Here is a 14,912-nt window from a genome sequence, read left to right on the forward strand (position 1 = left end):
CTGGTTCACGAGACCCTGACCCGGGGGTCGAGCAGCCCGTAGGAGATGTCGACCAGCAGGTTCACCAGCACGTACATGATGGCCAGCATCAGGACGAAGCCCTGCAGCAGTGCGTAGTCCCGCTGGAAGATCGCGTCGTAGATGGCCGACCCCACCCCGCCGAACGCGAACACGGTCTCGGTGAGCACCGCCCCCGACAGCAGCAGGCCGGTCTGCAGGCCGATCGTCGTCGACACGGGCAGCAGCGCGTTGCGCAGGACGTGGCGGCGCCGGACGGTCGCCGTCGCCAGGCCCTTCGCGTTCGCCGTCCGCACGTAGTCCTCGTTCACCACGTCCAGGACCGAGGCCCGGGTGATCCGCACGATGATGGCCAGCGGGATCGTGCCGAGCGCGATCCCGGGCAGGATCAGGTGCTCGAAGGCGTCCCAGGCGGCGTCCCACTCGCGCGTGAGCAACCCGTCCAGGACGTAGAAGTTGGTGACGCGGGTGGCGTCGATGCGCACCTCCTGGCGGCCGGAACCGGGCAGCCAGCCCAGTTCGACGGCGAACAGCAGGCGCAGCAGGTAGGCCAGGAAGAAGACGGGGATGGCGACCCCGATGAGCGAGCCGATGACCGACGTCGAGTCCAGCCAGCTGCCGTGCCGGCGGGCGGCCAGGTACCCCACCGGGATGCCGACTCCGATCGCGAACACCATCGCGAACACGGTCAGCTCGATGGTGCCGGGCATCCGCTCGAGGAAGACCTCGGTGACCGGGCGGCCGGTGCGCGCGGAGGTGCCGAAGTCCAGCTGCACGGCGCGGCCGAGGAAGCGCAGGTACTGCACGTAGAGCGGCTGGTCGAGCCCGAACAGCTCGTTGTAGCGGGCGATCGCCTCGGGGGTGGCGCGCTCACCGAGGGCGGCCTGGGCCGGCCCCCCGGGCAGCGCCCGCAGCCAGGCGAAGAGCAGGACCGACAGCCCCAGCAGGATCGGGATCAGCTGCAGGAGCCGCCGGACGACGAAGCGGAGCACGCGCTCGGGTCACCTCTCCGGGGGCAGGAACGGCGCCGGCCGCGCCGGGGACAGGATCCACCTGCCCCGGCGCGGCCGGCACTGCGGGTCAGTCGCTGAGCGACACCGTGGAGAAGTCCTCATCGCTGATCGGACTGGGCTCCAGCCCCTGCACGTTCTCCGCGACCACCAGGGCCGGCGGCGAGTGCGAGATCGGGACACCGGGCAGGTAGTCCATGATCAGACGGTTGGCCTCCTGGTACTGCTCGGTGCGGGCCGCCACGTCGGGCTCGGCGTCGGCCTGGGCGAGGGCCGCGAAGATCTCCGGGTTGCTGAACGCCCCGAACTCCGCCGACGCCTGGCCGTTCGCCTGCTCGGCGAAGAACGTGCCGATGAAGTTGTAGGCGTCGTTGTAGTCACCGGTCCACCCGAGCAGGTGGATGTCGGCCTGACCGGCCTGGACCGCGTCCAGGTAGTCCGGGTTCCACGGCAGCGCCACCGGCTCGATGGTGAACCCGGCGTCGATCAGGTTCTGGTTGATCACCTGGAACAGCGCGGCCGGGTCCGGCAGGTAGGGCCGGCTGACCTCGGTCGGGTAGTAGAACCGCAGCGTCGTCCCCTCGGCGCCGGCCTCCTGCAGCAGCTGGCGGGCGCGGTCGGGGTCGTAGTCGTAGGTGGTGACGTCCTCGGCCCAGCCCTCGACGGTCGGCGGCATGAACTGGGTGGCCACCTCGGCGCCCTCGGGCAGCAGCGAGTTCACGATCGTCTCGCGGTCGATCGCGTGCGCGATCGCCTGCCGCACCTGCGGGTTCTGCAGTGCCGGGTTGGCGGAGGTGCCGGGCACGTTCCCGCCGTTGAAGCCCAGGTACAGGATGTTGAACGGGTCGCGGACCAGGACCTGGAAGCCCTCGTCCTCCAGCGTCTGGTAGTCGCCCGGCGCGACGAGGTCGTAGCCGTCGATCGACCCGGCCTGCAGCTCCTGGCGGCGGGTGTTCCCGTCCGGGATGGTGCGGAAGATGATCTCGTCGAGGAGGGCCGGCTCGCCCCAGTAGTCCTCGTTGCGGACGATGGTCACCTCGCCGTTGCCGCGGTCCCAGCTCTCGAACTTGAACGGACCGGTGCCGGTCGGGTGCTCGAGGGCGTACTCGGGGAAGGTGAGCGCGTCCTCGCTGCCGGAGAGGTTGTCCGCGTCGTACTGCTGCAGGGCCGTGGGGCTCTGCATGGAGAAGGACGGGAGGGCCAGCGCCGACGGGAACTTCGACGTCACCTGGGTGAGCCGGACCACCGCGGTGGACTCGTCGGTGGCCTCGCAGCTCTCGTAGATGCTCGGGGTGTCGGGCGTGCTGGCGAAGCCGCCGAAGACCGCCTGGTAGTAGTACGAGGCGGCGGGGCTGCTGGCCAGGCCCTCGAAGTTGTACCAGCGGTCGAAGTTGAAGCAGACCGCCTCGGCGTTGAAGTCGGTGCCGTCGTGGAACGTCACGCCCTCTCGCAGGGAGAACGTGTACTCGAGGCCGTCCTCGCTGACCTCCCAGTCCTCGGCCAGCGCGGGCACCGGCTCGGTGCCGCCGATCTCGTTGCCCAGGAGGCCCTCGTAGATCTGCCGGGCGATCCGGAAGGTCTCGCCGTCGCTGGAGAAGGCGGGGTCGAGCACGTCCGGGTCACCGGCCGCGCCGAAGACGAGGGTGCCGCCGGACTGGGCCTCGCCACCCTCCCCGCCGGACCCGGAGTCCCGGTCACTGGAGGCACAGGCGGCCAGGGTCACTGCGGTGAGCACGGCCGCCGAGGCGGCCAGCGCACGCTGTGGTCGACGCTGCATCGCGGAAGACCTGCCTTCTCGACCCCGGTGGGCCGGATGAGTTCGACGCTGGGCGGCCGCGCGGTGGAAGAACCGCACGGACGTGCGTCGGACCCTAGGTCTCCCGGGGAGCGCTTCCCGAGCCGTCGGCTCCCATCGACACCATCCTGTGACCTCGCTGGACGGCGCCTGTGACCGTCGGGGGCGCAGGTGCTAGGCGTCGATGCGGCGGCGGCCCTCGAACGCGCGGCCCAGGGTGATCTCGTCGGCGTACTCGAGGTCGCCGCCGACCGGGAGCCCGCTGGCCAGGCGCGAGACGGTGAGGCCCAGCGGGCCGACCAGCCGGGCCAGGTAGGCCGCGGTGGCCTCCCCCTCGAGGTTGGGGTCGGTGGCGATGATCAGCTCGGTGACGGTGCCGTCCATGAGCCGGGTCATGAGCTCCTTGACCCGCAGGTCGTCGGGGCCGACGCCCTCGATCGGGCTGATCGCGCCGCCGAGGACGTGGTAGCGGCCGCGGAACTCGCGCGTGCGCTCGATGGCGACGACGTCCTTGGGCTCCTCGACCACGCAGATGACGTCGTCGGAGCGGCGCGGGTCCTTGCAGATCCGGCACTGCTCGCCCTCGGCGACGTTGTAGCAGGTCACGCAGAAGCGGACCTCGGCCTGCACGCGCTGCAGCGCGGCGACGAGCCGGCCGACGTCGGCGGACTCGGCGGCGAGCAGGTGGAAGGCGATGCGCTGCGCGCTCTTGGGCCCGACGCCGGGCAGGCGGCCGAGCTCGTCGATGAGGTCCTGGACGGCCCCCTCGTACACGGTGCTCCTAGGGGAAGAGTGGTGCGGACGGGCCGGTCAGGCGCCGGGCAGCCCGGGGAAGCCGCCGCCGAGACCGCCGGCCAGCGGGCCCATGCGGTCGGCGGTCAGCTCGCTCGCCAGGCGCGAGGCGTCGCGGACGGCGGCGACGACGAGGTCCTGCAGGGTCTCCACGTCGTCGGGGTCGACGGCCGACGGCGCGATGGTGACCGACCGCAGCTCGCCGTCGCCGCTCATCGTGGCCGTGACCAGGCCGCCGCCGGCCGAGCCGGTGACCTCCTCGTTCGCCAGCTGTTCCTGCGCGGCGGCCAGCGCCTGCTGCATCTGCTGGGCCTGCTGCAGGATCGCCGACAGGTCGGGCTGGCCACCACCGGGGAACATGACCCGAGGGTAGGCCGCCGGTCCGACATCCGGGGGGACGGCGGCCGGGACCGGCGCGCTCAGCCCTCCAGCGGCTGGGCGCCCAGCTGGGCGCGCAGCAGCGCGAGCGCGGCCTGCTCCGGGTCGAGTGAGGGCCCGCGGTCGGCGGTGGGGTCGTCGCCCTCGGCCGCCCGCTGCGCCATGAGCTCGCGCGCCTCGGCCGCCTCCGCCGCCCGGGCCGCCTCGCGCGCGGCCTCCGGGGACGGGCCGGCCGGGCCGGAGCCGCGGGTCGCGCCCTCGACGACCGCCTCGACCTTCCAGCGCACGCCGAGCAGCTCGTTGAGCGCCTCGCGCAGCACGTCCTTGTTGAGGTCGTCGCCGATCCGGCGGGCCAGCGCCGGCGACGACGTCGACAGCGTGAGCACGCCGTTGCGCACCTCGTGCACCTGCGCGTTCTTGAGCAGCGCCTCGGTGGTGCGCTTGTGCCGCTTGACGACGGCGAGCAGCTCGGGCCACACCCGGCGGACGTCGCCGGTGCCGAGCCCGCCCTCGCCGGCGTCCCCGGCCGCGGCCTGGTCGGCGGGCGGGTTCGCGGACACCACCGGGGTCGGCTCCCCGCCGCGCGGGGCGGGCGCGGACTCGGCGGCGGCCCGCGGCGGCGCCGCCGGCGGGCGCGGCTCGGCCACCCGGGCGGCCGCGGCGCGCGCGGCGGCGGGCTGGGCCGGGTGCGGCCAGTCCTCGTCGTCGGTCGGCTCGGGCGGCAGCGGGACGTCGGGCTCACCGGTGGCGACCCGCACGCCGGGCCGGGGGCCGGCCGGGGCGGGCGCCGAGCCGGGCGGCGTGGTCTCGGGCCAGTCGTCGGCCGCCGCCGCGGAGGCGGACGCGGCGGCCGGTGCGGGGCCCGGGGCACCGGCGCCGGGCGCCCGGGTCTCGGGCCAGTCGTCGTCGGCGGCCGCGGGGGACGCCGCGGCGGGCGCCGGGCCCGGCAGCGGGCCCGCGGCCGCGGGGGCGGGCGGAGCCGCGGGCGGCGCGGCCGGAGGTGCCGCGGACGCGGTCGGCCCGGGCGCGGCCGGGGGCTGCGCGGCGCGCTGGGAGGGGCGGACGTACTCGCGCCGCGGCGGGCCGCCGCGCTCGGCCGGCGCCGGCTCCTCGCGGACCGGCGCGGGCCGCGCGGCCTCGCGGGCGGGCGCCGGTGCCGGTGCCGGTGTCACGGACGCGGACGCGGCACCGGCCTCCGGCACGCCGCCGATCGCCAGCCGGCGCTCGAGGCGCTCGAGCCGCTGCAGGGCGCCCGCGGCGGTGTCGTCGGTGGCCGGCAGCAGCATCCGCGCGCAGACCAGCTCCAGCAGCAGCCGCGGCGCGGTGGTGCCGCGCATCTCGGTCAGCCCGGCGTGCACGGTGTCGGCCAGCCGGGACAGCGTCGCCGACCCCAGCGCCTTGGCCTGCTGCACCATCAGGTCCAGCCGGTCGGGCGGGCAGTCGAGCAGGGCGTTGGCGCCGGCGTCGGGCACGGCGTCGAGCACGATGAGGTCGCGCAGCCGGTCGAGCAGGTCGGTGGCGAAGCGGCGCGGGTCGTGCCCGGCCTCGACCACGCGGTCGACGGCCCGGAAGACACCGGGGGCGTCCTGCGCGGCCAGCGCGTCGACGGCCTCGTCGAGCAGCGCGTCGTCGGTGACGCCGAGCAGCCCGACGGCGCCGGCGTAGGTGACGCCCTCGGGCCCGGCGCCGGCCAGCAGCTGGTCGAGGATCGACAGCGAGTCGCGCACCGAGCCGCCGCCGGCCCGCACGACCAGCGGGAACACCGTGGGCTCGACCTGCACGCCCTCGGCGGCGCACGTCTTCTCCAGCAGGCCGCGCAGCGTCGTCGGCGGCACCAGGCGGAACGGGTAGTGGTGGGTGCGCGAGCGGATCGTCGGCAGCACCTTGTCCGGCTCGGTCGTCGCGAAGACGAAGACCAGGAACTCCGGCGGCTCCTCGACCACCTTGAGCAGGGCGTTGAAGCCCTGCGTGGTGACCATGTGCGCCTCGTCGACGATGTAGACCTTGTAGCGGCTGTTCACCGGCGCGAAGAAGGCACGTTCCCGCAGGTCGCGGGCGTCGTCGACACCGCCGTGGCTGGCCGCGTCGATCTCGATGACGTCGAGCGAGCCCGGACCGTCGGGCGCCAGCGCGACGCAGGACGCGCACACCCCGCACGGGGTCGACGTCGGCCCCTGCTCGCAGTTGAGCGAGCGGGCGAGGATCCGCGCCGACGACGTCTTGCCGCAGCCGCGCGGGCCGCTGAACAGGTAGGCGTGGTTGATCCGCCCGCCGTCGACGGCGTTGACCAGCGGGGTGGTCACGTGCTCCTGGCCGACCACCTCGGCGAAGGTCGCCGGGCGGTACTTCCGGTAGAGCGCCAGAGCCACGCGGCGAGGTTACGTGGCGGGGACGACGTCCCGGGAGCAGCCGGACGCCTTCCGTGTCACAGCGTCAGCTTCAGCAGGAACTCGACCTGGCCGCGGTCCTCGACGCGGACGAAGCCGAGGTTCGGCGCCGAGACGCCGAAGTCCGCGAACACGACCGGGACGGCGCCGGAGACCTCGACCCCGCCGGCGGTGCGGACGACGGACAGGTCGGTCTGCACCGGGCGGGTCGTGCCGCGCAGAGTGAGGTCGCCGGTCACCGGCACGGTCACCGGGGTGCCGCCGAGCTCGGGCAGGTCCACGGGCCCGCGGACGGTGAACGTCGCCGTCGGGTACGTGCCGACGTCCATGACCTCGTCGCGGAAGTAGCCGTCCCGCTGGCTGCGGTCGGTGGTGATGCTCGCGACGTCGACGGTGACCTCGGCCGAGGCGATGTCCCCGCCCTGCACGACCACCGAGCCGGTGACGCGGTCGGTGGTGCCGGCGACCGTCACGTCGGCCCCGTTGAGCACCTCGTCGACCCGGTAGCCGGCCGAGGAGCCCGGGGCGACCGTCCAGGTCCCGTCGGTGTCGGCGGCGAGCTCGACGTCGGAGGGCTGCGCCTGCACGGTCGGCGCCGCGGCGGCGTCCTCCTCGAGCGCGGCGTAGACCAGCGGGCCGACGCCCAGGCCGAGGGCGAGGACCGCGACCAGTCCCCCGACGATCCACCACGCGCGACGGCGACGGGCCATGACGAGCTCCTCTCCTCGACGGATCGGGGATGCTGGCGCACCGACCTGGGAGCCGGCTGTGAGCCGCGCCGTGCGAGGGGGGATCCGTGCCCGGGAAGAGAGGGACCCCCCGCGCACCCGCCAGAGCCCGCTTATCCTTGCTGCCTTCCGGCCCTGGGGAGGTTCACGGGGTGACGCCACACGAGGGGTCTGCACACCACTGTAGAGGACGCCGCCCGCTAGCCTCACGGTCCATGGCACCCCGGCGCGCCCTCGTCCTGCCCCCGCCCCGCTCCTGACCCGGAGCACCGCGGGCTGACCCGCGCGGCCGGCACCCCCGCCGTCCGCCGCTGCGCCGTGCTCCGGACCCGGTCCCCCGTCCGGAACCAGCGCCCAGGAGCGTCGTGTCCACCCTGTCCTCCCCCGCCCTCTCCTCCCCCGCGGCGAGTCGCGGGTTCCTCCTCGTCGTCCTCGCCTCGCTGTGCTGGGGCACGGCCGGCCTGTCCGGCCGGCTGATCGGCGACCGCAGCGACCTGTCCGCCCTCGACATCGCCTGGTACCGCCTCGCGATCGGCGCCGCCGCCCTCGCGGTCGCCTGGCTCGCGACCGCCCGCCGCCGCACCACGGCGGTCCCGGTGACCCGGCCGGTCGCCGTCCGGCTCGCCCTCGTCGGCGCCGGGCTGGGCGCCTACCAGCTCGCCTACTTCAGCGCGGTCGAGCGGGCGGGTGTGAGCATCGCCACGCTCGTCGCCCTCGGCCTCGCGCCGCTGCTCATCGCCGTCGGCGGCACGCTGCTCGGTCACGGCCGGCCGGACCGGGCGACGGTCGTCGCGCTGACGGTCGCCCTGGTCGGGCTCACCCTGCTGGTCGGCGTCTCCGCCGGCGCGGACACCGGGACGACGGTGCTGCTCGGCGCCCTCGCGGCCAGCGGCTCGGCGCTCGGCTACGCCGTCGTCACGCTGGCCGGTGGCGGCGTGCCGGCCGGCGTCCCGGTCACCCTGGCCGGCTTCGCCGGAGGCACGCTGCTGCTGACCCCGGTGGTCCTGGCCGAGGGCCTGTCGGTGCCCACCGACGGCGCAGCGCTGGCGGTGCTGCTCTACCTGGGGCTGGTGCCCAGCGCGCTGGCCTACGGCCTGTTCTTCACCGGCGTGCGGACGGTGCCCGGGGCGGTGGCCTCGATCGTCACGCTGCTCGAGCCGCTCACCGCGACCGTCCTGGCCACCGCGTTCCTCGGGGAGCGGCTGGCCCCGGCCGCCGTCGCGGGCGGCCTGCTGCTGCTCGCCGCCGTCGCCGGGCTCTACGTCCGCCGGCTGCGCCGGGCGCCGGAGCCGGTGGCCGGGGCGTAGACCGCGACGGGCCCCCGGCCGTCAGCCGGGGGCCCGTCGTGTCCGTGCGGAGGATGGGAGATTCGAACTCCCGAGGGGTTGCCCCCAACCCGCTTTCCAAGCGAGCGCCATAGGCCACTAGGCGAATCCTCCAGTGCGCCGATCGTACCGGGCGCCGGGCCGCGGGTCAGCCGCCGCCCCGGCACGGGCGCGCCGCCCCGGGTGGTCCGCGGGGGCGGCACGGGGCAGGCTGGACCGGTCGCACACCGCACGGGCACCACACGGGGCCGCACGGGGGAACCGAGGAGGCAGGACGGATGAGCGAGCCGGATCAGGTCCGACCGGAGGTCGTGGAGGCCATCGTCGCCGTCCTGCACGGAGCCGACCCGGCGGGACTGCCGCCCTCGGCGACCGCGGAGGAGAAGGCGGCCGCCAAGGACCGCTACCTGTCGGAGTTCGCCGCCGAGCGCAGCAAGCGCGACCGCCAGGCCCAGGCGTGGGAGCTGCTGCTGACCCGCGGCTACGACGAGCCGCCGACGTGGGTCCGGCTGTTCGACGACCTGGCGCCCGACGCGGTCGAGCAGCTGGGCGAGCTCTACGACGTCCTGCCCGAGGGGGCGCAGGAGGAGTACGCGCGCCGCTACGGCGTCCCCAGCACGGTCTGAACCGGCCCGTGCCGGGCGCCCGCCTCCGGGGTAGGAGCCGCCCGTGACCTCCACCGTCCCCGGCCGCCTGGTGGCCGGCCGCTACCGCCTCCTGGAGCGGATCGGCGGCGGCGGCATGGGTGCGGTGTGGCTGGGGCGCGACGAGCTCCTCGACCGCCGGGTGGCGGTCAAGCAGGTGCTCCTGCCGGCCGGCGCCGACCCGGAGACCACCGACCACCACCTCCAGCGGGCGCTGCGCGAGGGCCGGATCGCCGCGCGGCTCACCCACCCGCACGCCATCTCCGTCTACGACGTGGCGCTCGAGAAGGGCGTCCCGTGGCTGGTCATGGAGTACCTGCCCTCCCGCAGCCTGGCCGTGGTGCTGGCCGAGGACGGGCCGCTGCGCACCGACCAGGTGGCGCAGGTCGGCGCCCAGCTGGCCGACGCGCTGGCCGCCGTCCACGCGGCCGGGATCGTCCACCGCGACGTCAAGCCCGCCAACGTGCTCATCGGGCGGGGCGACCGGGTCGAGGGCCTGGTCAAGATCACCGACTTCGGCATCTCGCACGCCAGCGGCGACGTCACGCTCACCCAGACCGGCCAGATCACGGGGACGCCGGCCTTCCTCGCCCCCGAGGTCGCGCAGGGCGCCGGGATGACACCGGCCAGCGACGTCTTCTCCCTGGGGGCCACCCTCTACACCTGCGTGGAGGGTCAGCCCCCGTTCGGCATGGACGACAACGCGCTGCGCCTGCTGCACCGGGTCGCCGGCGGGGAGATCCGCCCGCCCGCCCGCGCCGGGTCGCTGGAGCGGCCGCTGCTGCGGATGCTCGCCCGCGACCCCGCCGACCGGCCGGTGATGACCGAGGTCCGCGACGTGCTCGCCAAGCTGGCCGCCGGCCGCGACGGCGACACGACGACGGTGCTCCTGGCCCGCACCGACCTGCGGTCCTCCCGCGACCGGGACCGGACCGCCGCGGTGGCGGCGCCGGTGCCCCCGACCGACCCGGCGGTCCGCGCGGACCCGCCGACCGCCGTCCAGCCCGCGGCCGCCCCCACCGGCCCGCCGACCTCGGGGCCGGAGCCCGCCGACCGCCCGGCGCCGGGGCCCGCCGCCCGTCCCGGGCCGCCCCGGACCGGGCCGACCGTCGGGGCCCGGCGCCGGCGCCGCCGCCCGCTGCTGGTGGCCGCGCTGGTCCTGCTCGTCGTGCTGGCCGCGTCGCTGGCCACCTGGCTGGCCGTGCGCGGCGACGGCGGGAGCCCGTCGGCCGACCCCGCAGCGCAGAGCACGGCGGACCCGACGTCGCCGGGCACGGAGCCGACCCCGGCGCCGGAGACGGCGACCGGGTCCGCCGGGGAGCCGGCCGGGGAGCCCACCCCGGAGCCGGCGGAGACCACGCCGGCGGACGAGGCCGAGCCCGCGTCGGACGCGGAGGGCGAGGCGCGGCAGACCCTCGAGCAGTACTACGAGTACCTGCCCGGCGACCCCGAGAGCGCGTACGCGATGACCGGGCCGAGCCTGCGGTCGCGGGCGAGCTTCGACTACTACCGCGACTTCTTCGGCCGCTGGGACGAGGTGTCGCTCGTCGACGTCCGGGACGTCGACGAGCGGGACGACGGGCTCACCGCGACCAGCCGGGTGGAGTTCGTGCGGGACGGCGAGCGCGTGGTGGAGACGCACGCGGTGACGTTCGTCCGCGGGGACGACGGGGAGCTGCTGGTCGACCTCGACGTCGTGGCCTGACCCGGGAGACGACGACGGCGGCGCCCCCTCGCGGGGCGCCGCCGTCGGATCCTGCTGGCGGTGGCGGTGGGATTTGAACCCACGGAGGCTTGCACCTCACACGCTTTCGAGGCGTGCTCCTTCGGCCGCTCGGACACGCCACCGCCGAAGAGACTACAGGGCCCGCTTCCGGCGGAAGAACGCACGTAGGAGTGTCGCGCTCTCCTCGGCCCGGACCCCGCCGGTGACCAGCGGCCGGTGGTTGAGCCGGCGGTCCCGGACCACGTCCCACAGCGACCCGGCGGCACCGGCCTTGGGGTCGTCGGCGCCGTAGACGACGCGCGCCACCCGGGCCAGCACGCCCGCGCCGGCGCACATCGTGCACGGCTCCAGCGTGACGACGAGCGTCGCGCCGGTCAGCCGCCAGCCGTCGCCGTGCACCGCGGCCGCGGCGCGCAGCGCGAGCACCTCGGCGTGCGCCGTGGGGTCACCCCGCTTCTCGCGCTCGTTGGCCGCCTCGGCGAGCACCGCGCCGTCCGGTCCCAGGACGACGGCGCCGATCGGGGTGTCGCCCCACTCCTGCGCGGCGACGGCGAGCTGCAGCGCGCGGACCATCGCCGCGTCGACGACGTCGTCGGGCAGGACGCCGGCGGGAGCGGTCACGTCCGGGCGCCGGCCAGCGGGAGGCCGACCAGCGCGGACAGCTCGGCGAGCGCGGTCGCGGGGTCGGCGACCTTGATCGTGTGCATGCCCAGCGCCCGGGCCGGCTTGAGGTTGATGCCCAGGTCGTCGAGGTAGGCGCAGTCGGAGAAGGCGAGCTCGCGGCCGGTGGCCTCGTTCAGCCGGGCCAGCGCCCGCCGGTAGATCTCCGGCTCGGGCTTGCGCACGCCCTCGACCGAGGACTCGACGACGGCGTCGAAGAGGTCCAGCAGCTCGGCCAGCCGCCCGGTGCGCTCCATCGGCGCGACGTTGTTCGACAGCATCCCCAGCGGCAGGCCCGCGGCCCGCAGCGTCCGCACCGCCTCCACCATCTGCGGGCGGACCTCCCCGGACAGCGCGGCCAGCACCCGCCGGGCGTCCACCCGGTGGCCGGCGGCCAGCGCCTCGGCCTCGAAGGTGTCGACGAACCCCTCGACGTCGAGCTCGTTGCGCTCGTACCGGGCCCAGGCGTTGGTGTCGGGGTCGGTGCTGTTGAGCCGGCGGATCAGGCCCTCGGGCAGGCCGGCCTCGGCCTCGTAGGCGGCGAAGGCGAGCATCGGGCTCTCGGTGATGACCCCGCCGAGGTCGAACACGACGGCGGTCGCGGTCGCGCTCATGCCCGCACCGCCGCGGCCAGCTCGTCGGCGAAGCCCAGCCGGGTGGCGATCCGCGCGACCATCTCGTCGGCCCACAGGTCGTCGGCGGTCACGATCGGCCGCAGCTCGTCGGCGGGCAGTCCGTCGTCGGCGAACACGTCCAGGTCCCCTCCCGGCCATCCGGTCTCGTCGTCGTCGAAGGCGCCGTCCTCGTCGACGGCGATCCCGTAGCGCTCGACCACCTCGGCGCCGAGCACCCACTCCTGCATGGTCGCGTCCGAGATCAGTGCCCGCACCATGCCCCCGGGGCCGTGCCGGAGCACGACGAAGTACAGCCGCGAGTCGACGACGACGACGAACGGCCCCGGCCACTCCTCCGCACCGGGCTCCCCCAGCGCCCGCTCGAGGACCGGCAGCTCGTCGGAGGCGTCGGCGGCCAGCAGCTCCACCCGCCAGCGGCCGCCGCGGCGGGCGACCCGCACCGCCCAGCTCGGCGGGGCGGCCGTCTCCGGGGCGCTCACCGGACCCGCAGCACGGTCAGGCCGTCGGCCAGCGGCAGCAGCACGGTCTCGAAGCGGGGGTCGGTGGCCAGCGCGGCGTTGAGGTCGGCCAGCACGCGGTCCTCGTCGTTCTCGGGCGCCAGCACGCGGCCGTTGCGCAGGGTGTTGTCCAGCAGCACGACACCGCCGGGCCGCATCCGCGGGTGCAGCTCCTCGACGTACGCGGGGTAGCCGCCCTTGTCCGCGTCGACGAAGGCCAGGTCGAACACCGGCTCGGCGGGCACCGCGCGCAGCAGGTCCAGCGCCTCCCCCAACCGCAGCTCCACCCGGTCGGCGACGCCGGCCCGCTCCCAGTACCGGCGGGCGATCGCCGTCCACTCCTCGCTGCGGTCCAGGCACAGCAGCGAGCCGCCCTCGGCCAGGCCGCGGGCGGTGCACAGGGCGGAGAACCCGGTGAAGGTGCCGATCTCGACCGCCCGCCGGACGCCGAGCGCGGCGGTGAGCAGCTGCATGAGCACGCCCTGCTCGACGGCGATCTGGAAGGTGGCCGGGACCTCGCCCCGGTCGGCCAGCGCGGCGGTCTCGGCGACCAGCGCGGCGGCCACCTCGTCCAGGGGCTCGGAGCTGGCCCGCACGTAGTCCGACACCTCCTGCGACAGGAGGAACGACCGCGGGGTCATGCCGGAGGCCGGGAGCGCGGGGAGTGCGGCATAGCCTCTGATCATGGCCGATCCCGCCCCCTCCGACGGAGCCGAGGTCGACGCCGCGCTGTTCGCGCAGCTGGCCGCCGACCCGCTCGCGGAACTGCTCGGCATCGAGCTCGAGGAGGTGCGGCCGGGGTACGCGCGGGCGGCCATGACCGTCGGCCCGCGGCTGCTCAACGCCGTCGGCACCGCGCACGGCGGTGCGACGATGGCGCTGCTCGACGTCGTCCACGCGGCGGTGGGCAACAGCCACGGCACGGTGGCCGTCGCGCAGGACGTGCACACCGAGTTCCTGGTCGCGGGCCGGCCCGGGGAGCGGCTGGTGGCCGAGGGCAGCGAGCTGCACCGCGGCGGCCGCACCGCCGTCTACCGGATCGACGCCCGCGGGGAGGACGGGCGGCTGGTGGCCACCGCGCTCGCCCGCGTCTTCCGCACCGACCGGCCCTGGGGGGCGCCGGCATGAGCCTCCCGGTGCCGACGATGCCGGCGCCGCCGGTCGGGGTGGTGGGCCTGGGGCAGCTGGGCGGGTCCCTGGCGGCCGCGCTGGTCGCCGCCGGCCGCGAGGTGTCCGGGTGGGACGTCGACCCGGCCGCGCGCGAGGCGGCCGCCGCCCGGGGCGTGCGGGTCACCCGCGAGCTCGGCGGCGTCGTCGTCCTCGCCGTCCCCCTGCCGGCGACGGCCACGGCCCTCGACGGCCTCGACGTCGACCCCGCCGCCACCGTCACCGACCTCGGCTCGGTGAAGGTCCCCGTGCTCGCCTCGGTGGGGGCGGCGCTCGGCGGCCGGTTCGTCGGCGGGCACCCGATGGCCGGGACCGAGCGGTCCGGGCACGGGGCGACCGACCCCGGCCTGTTCCGCGGCGCGCGCTGGGCGCTGTGCCTGGAGCCGGGGACCGAGCTGCCGCGCTGGCTGCGCGCCGCCGAGGTGGCCCTCGACGCCGGCGCCGAGGTGGTGCCGGTGACCGCCGCCGAGCACGACGACGCCGTCGCCGCGGTCAGCCACGTGCCGCACCTGCTCGCCGCCGCGCTCGCCGCCGCCGCGGGTGAGGCGGGCCCGCTGGCGCTCGCGCTGGCGGCCGGCAGCTTCCGCGACGGCACCCGGGTGGTCGGCAGCGACCCGGCGTTCGTCACCGCGATGGTCGAGGGCAACGCCGGGCCGACGGCGGCCGCGCTGGCGCGGGTGCGCGCGCAGCTGGACCGCCCGTGGCCGGAGCTGGTCGCCGCCGGGCACGCGGTGCGCACCGTGGTCCCCGGGCGCCGGCCGGTCCGCGTCCCGCTGGACCGGGTGGCGCTGCTGGCGCTGGGCCGGGCCGGCGGCGCGGTGACCCGGCGGCTGGCCGCGTTCGTCGAGGGCTGGGTCCCCGAGCGCTGACCGGTTACGCCGGCGGGACCTCGGGCAGAGTGGCGGGCATGGACGACAGCGAGATCCGCAGCCGCATCGACGCACTGGTCGAGGAGGAGCACCGGCTCCGCGAGAGCGGGGACCACACCGCCGAGCAGCGCACCCGGCTCCGTCAGGTCGAGGAGGAGCGGGACCAGCTCTGGGACCTGGTCCGCCAGCGGGACGCCAAGCGGCAGTACGACGAGGACCCGGACACCGCCGAGGTGCGCCCGAGGTCCGAGGTCGAGGGCTACCTGCAGTAGCGGGGAGGC

General features: G+C 75.9%; 16 protein-coding genes, 2 tRNA genes and 1 other RNA gene. 6 read left to right on the plus strand and 13 right to left on the minus strand.

The features are described from left to right. Positions 1–5: 5 nt before the first annotated feature. From ACI79B_RS11400 to ffs, 7 genes are all read right to left on the minus strand, one after another. Positions 6–1,010: an ABC transporter permease gene (locus tag ACI79B_RS11400; protein WP_456928346.1), complete on the minus strand. Its 1,005-nt coding sequence runs from the start codon at positions 1,008–1,010 to the stop codon at positions 6–8. A gap of 88 nt (positions 1,011–1,098) precedes the next feature. Further along, entirely contained in the window at positions 1,099–2,805 is a 1,707-nt protein-coding gene (locus ACI79B_RS11405; protein WP_456928345.1) for an ABC transporter substrate-binding protein, read from the minus strand. 192 nt (positions 2,806–2,997) lie between these two features. Next, positions 2,998–3,597, minus strand: a complete 600-nt coding sequence (gene recR, locus ACI79B_RS11410) for a recombination mediator RecR (protein ID WP_387987503.1) — start codon at positions 3,595–3,597, stop codon at positions 2,998–3,000. 36 nt (positions 3,598–3,633) lie between these two features. Beyond that, positions 3,634–3,975 carry a YbaB/EbfC family nucleoid-associated protein gene (locus ACI79B_RS11415; protein ID WP_456928344.1) on the minus strand — a complete coding sequence of 114 codons (342 nt, stop codon included), beginning with the start codon at positions 3,973–3,975 and terminating at the stop codon, positions 3,634–3,636. 59 nt (positions 3,976–4,034) lie between these two features. Beyond that, the gene (locus ACI79B_RS11420) at positions 4,035–6,362 is read right to left on the minus strand and encodes a DNA polymerase III subunit gamma and tau (RefSeq protein WP_456928343.1); all 2,328 of its coding nucleotides are present in this window, start codon (positions 6,360–6,362) and stop codon (positions 4,035–4,037) included. A 56-nt stretch (positions 6,363–6,418) separates the two neighbouring features. After that, positions 6,419–7,090: a YceI family protein gene (locus tag ACI79B_RS11425; protein ID WP_456928342.1), complete on the minus strand. Its 672-nt coding sequence runs from the start codon at positions 7,088–7,090 to the stop codon at positions 6,419–6,421. Positions 7,091–7,187: 97 nt separating this feature from the next. Beyond that, positions 7,188–7,283: signal recognition particle sRNA small type (gene ffs / locus ACI79B_RS11430), an RNA gene on the minus strand. A 190-nt stretch (positions 7,284–7,473) separates the two neighbouring features. On the opposite strand from ffs, the gene ACI79B_RS11435 reads away from it, so the two are divergent. After that, the gene (locus tag ACI79B_RS11435; protein ID WP_456928341.1) at positions 7,474–8,415 is read left to right on the plus strand and encodes a DMT family transporter; all 942 of its coding nucleotides are present in this window, start codon (positions 7,474–7,476) and stop codon (positions 8,413–8,415) included. 47 nt (positions 8,416–8,462) lie between these two features. On the opposite strand, the gene ACI79B_RS11440 is transcribed toward ACI79B_RS11435, so the two are convergent. Then, a tRNA-Ser gene (locus ACI79B_RS11440) sits at positions 8,463–8,547 on the minus strand. A gap of 164 nt (positions 8,548–8,711) precedes the next feature. Between ACI79B_RS11440 and ACI79B_RS11445 the strand changes: the two genes are divergently transcribed. Next, positions 8,712–9,059, plus strand: coding sequence for a hypothetical protein (locus ACI79B_RS11445; RefSeq protein WP_456928340.1), 348 nt, complete (start codon positions 8,712–8,714; stop codon positions 9,057–9,059). Positions 9,060–9,102: 43 nt separating this feature from the next. Further along, positions 9,103–10,782: a protein kinase domain-containing protein gene (locus ACI79B_RS11450; protein WP_456928339.1), complete on the plus strand. Its 1,680-nt coding sequence runs from the start codon at positions 9,103–9,105 to the stop codon at positions 10,780–10,782. A 55-nt stretch (positions 10,783–10,837) separates the two neighbouring features. On the opposite strand, the gene ACI79B_RS11455 is transcribed toward ACI79B_RS11450, so the two are convergent. The 5 genes from ACI79B_RS11455 to ACI79B_RS11475 form a co-directional block, all read right to left on the minus strand. After that, positions 10,838–10,925, minus strand: a tRNA-Ser gene (locus tag ACI79B_RS11455). Between the two features lie 10 nt (positions 10,926–10,935). Beyond that, positions 10,936–11,424, minus strand: coding sequence for a nucleoside deaminase (locus ACI79B_RS11460; RefSeq protein ID WP_456928338.1), 489 nt, complete (start codon positions 11,422–11,424; stop codon positions 10,936–10,938). After that, on the minus strand, positions 11,421–12,077 hold the full coding sequence (locus ACI79B_RS11465; RefSeq protein ID WP_456928337.1) for an HAD-IA family hydrolase: 657 nt from the start codon (positions 12,075–12,077) through the stop codon (positions 11,421–11,423). Before ACI79B_RS11465 ends, ACI79B_RS11460 begins: the two co-directional genes overlap by 4 nt. Next, positions 12,074–12,577, minus strand: a complete 504-nt coding sequence (locus ACI79B_RS11470) for a tRNA adenosine deaminase-associated protein (protein ID WP_456928336.1) — start codon at positions 12,575–12,577, stop codon at positions 12,074–12,076. Before ACI79B_RS11470 ends, ACI79B_RS11465 begins: the two co-directional genes overlap by 4 nt. Next, on the minus strand, positions 12,574–13,281 hold the full coding sequence (locus ACI79B_RS11475; RefSeq protein ID WP_456928335.1) for an O-methyltransferase: 708 nt from the start codon (positions 13,279–13,281) through the stop codon (positions 12,574–12,576). The genes ACI79B_RS11470 and ACI79B_RS11475 overlap by 4 nt, the downstream gene beginning before the upstream one ends. Between ACI79B_RS11475 and ACI79B_RS11480 the strand changes: the two genes are divergently transcribed. Genes ACI79B_RS11480 through ACI79B_RS11490 form a run of 3 tightly spaced genes read left to right on the plus strand, consistent with a single transcriptional unit; the run spans position 13,280 to position 14,903 of the window. After that, positions 13,280–13,723 (plus strand): PaaI family thioesterase, encoded by a 444-nt coding sequence (locus ACI79B_RS11480; RefSeq protein ID WP_456928334.1) that lies wholly within the window; start codon positions 13,280–13,282, stop codon positions 13,721–13,723. The genes ACI79B_RS11475 and ACI79B_RS11480 overlap by 2 nt on opposite strands. Next, positions 13,720–14,631: a prephenate dehydrogenase/arogenate dehydrogenase family protein gene (locus tag ACI79B_RS11485; protein WP_456928333.1), complete on the plus strand. Its 912-nt coding sequence runs from the start codon at positions 13,720–13,722 to the stop codon at positions 14,629–14,631. Before ACI79B_RS11480 ends, ACI79B_RS11485 begins: the two co-directional genes overlap by 4 nt. A 38-nt stretch (positions 14,632–14,669) precedes the next feature. Beyond that, complete coding sequence (locus tag ACI79B_RS11490; RefSeq protein WP_456928332.1) at positions 14,670–14,903, plus strand: DUF2630 family protein; 234 nt, start codon at positions 14,670–14,672, stop codon at positions 14,901–14,903. Positions 14,904–14,912: the final 9 nt, after the last annotated feature.

It is taken from the genome of Geodermatophilus sp. SYSU D00879 (genome assembly GCF_054050375.1).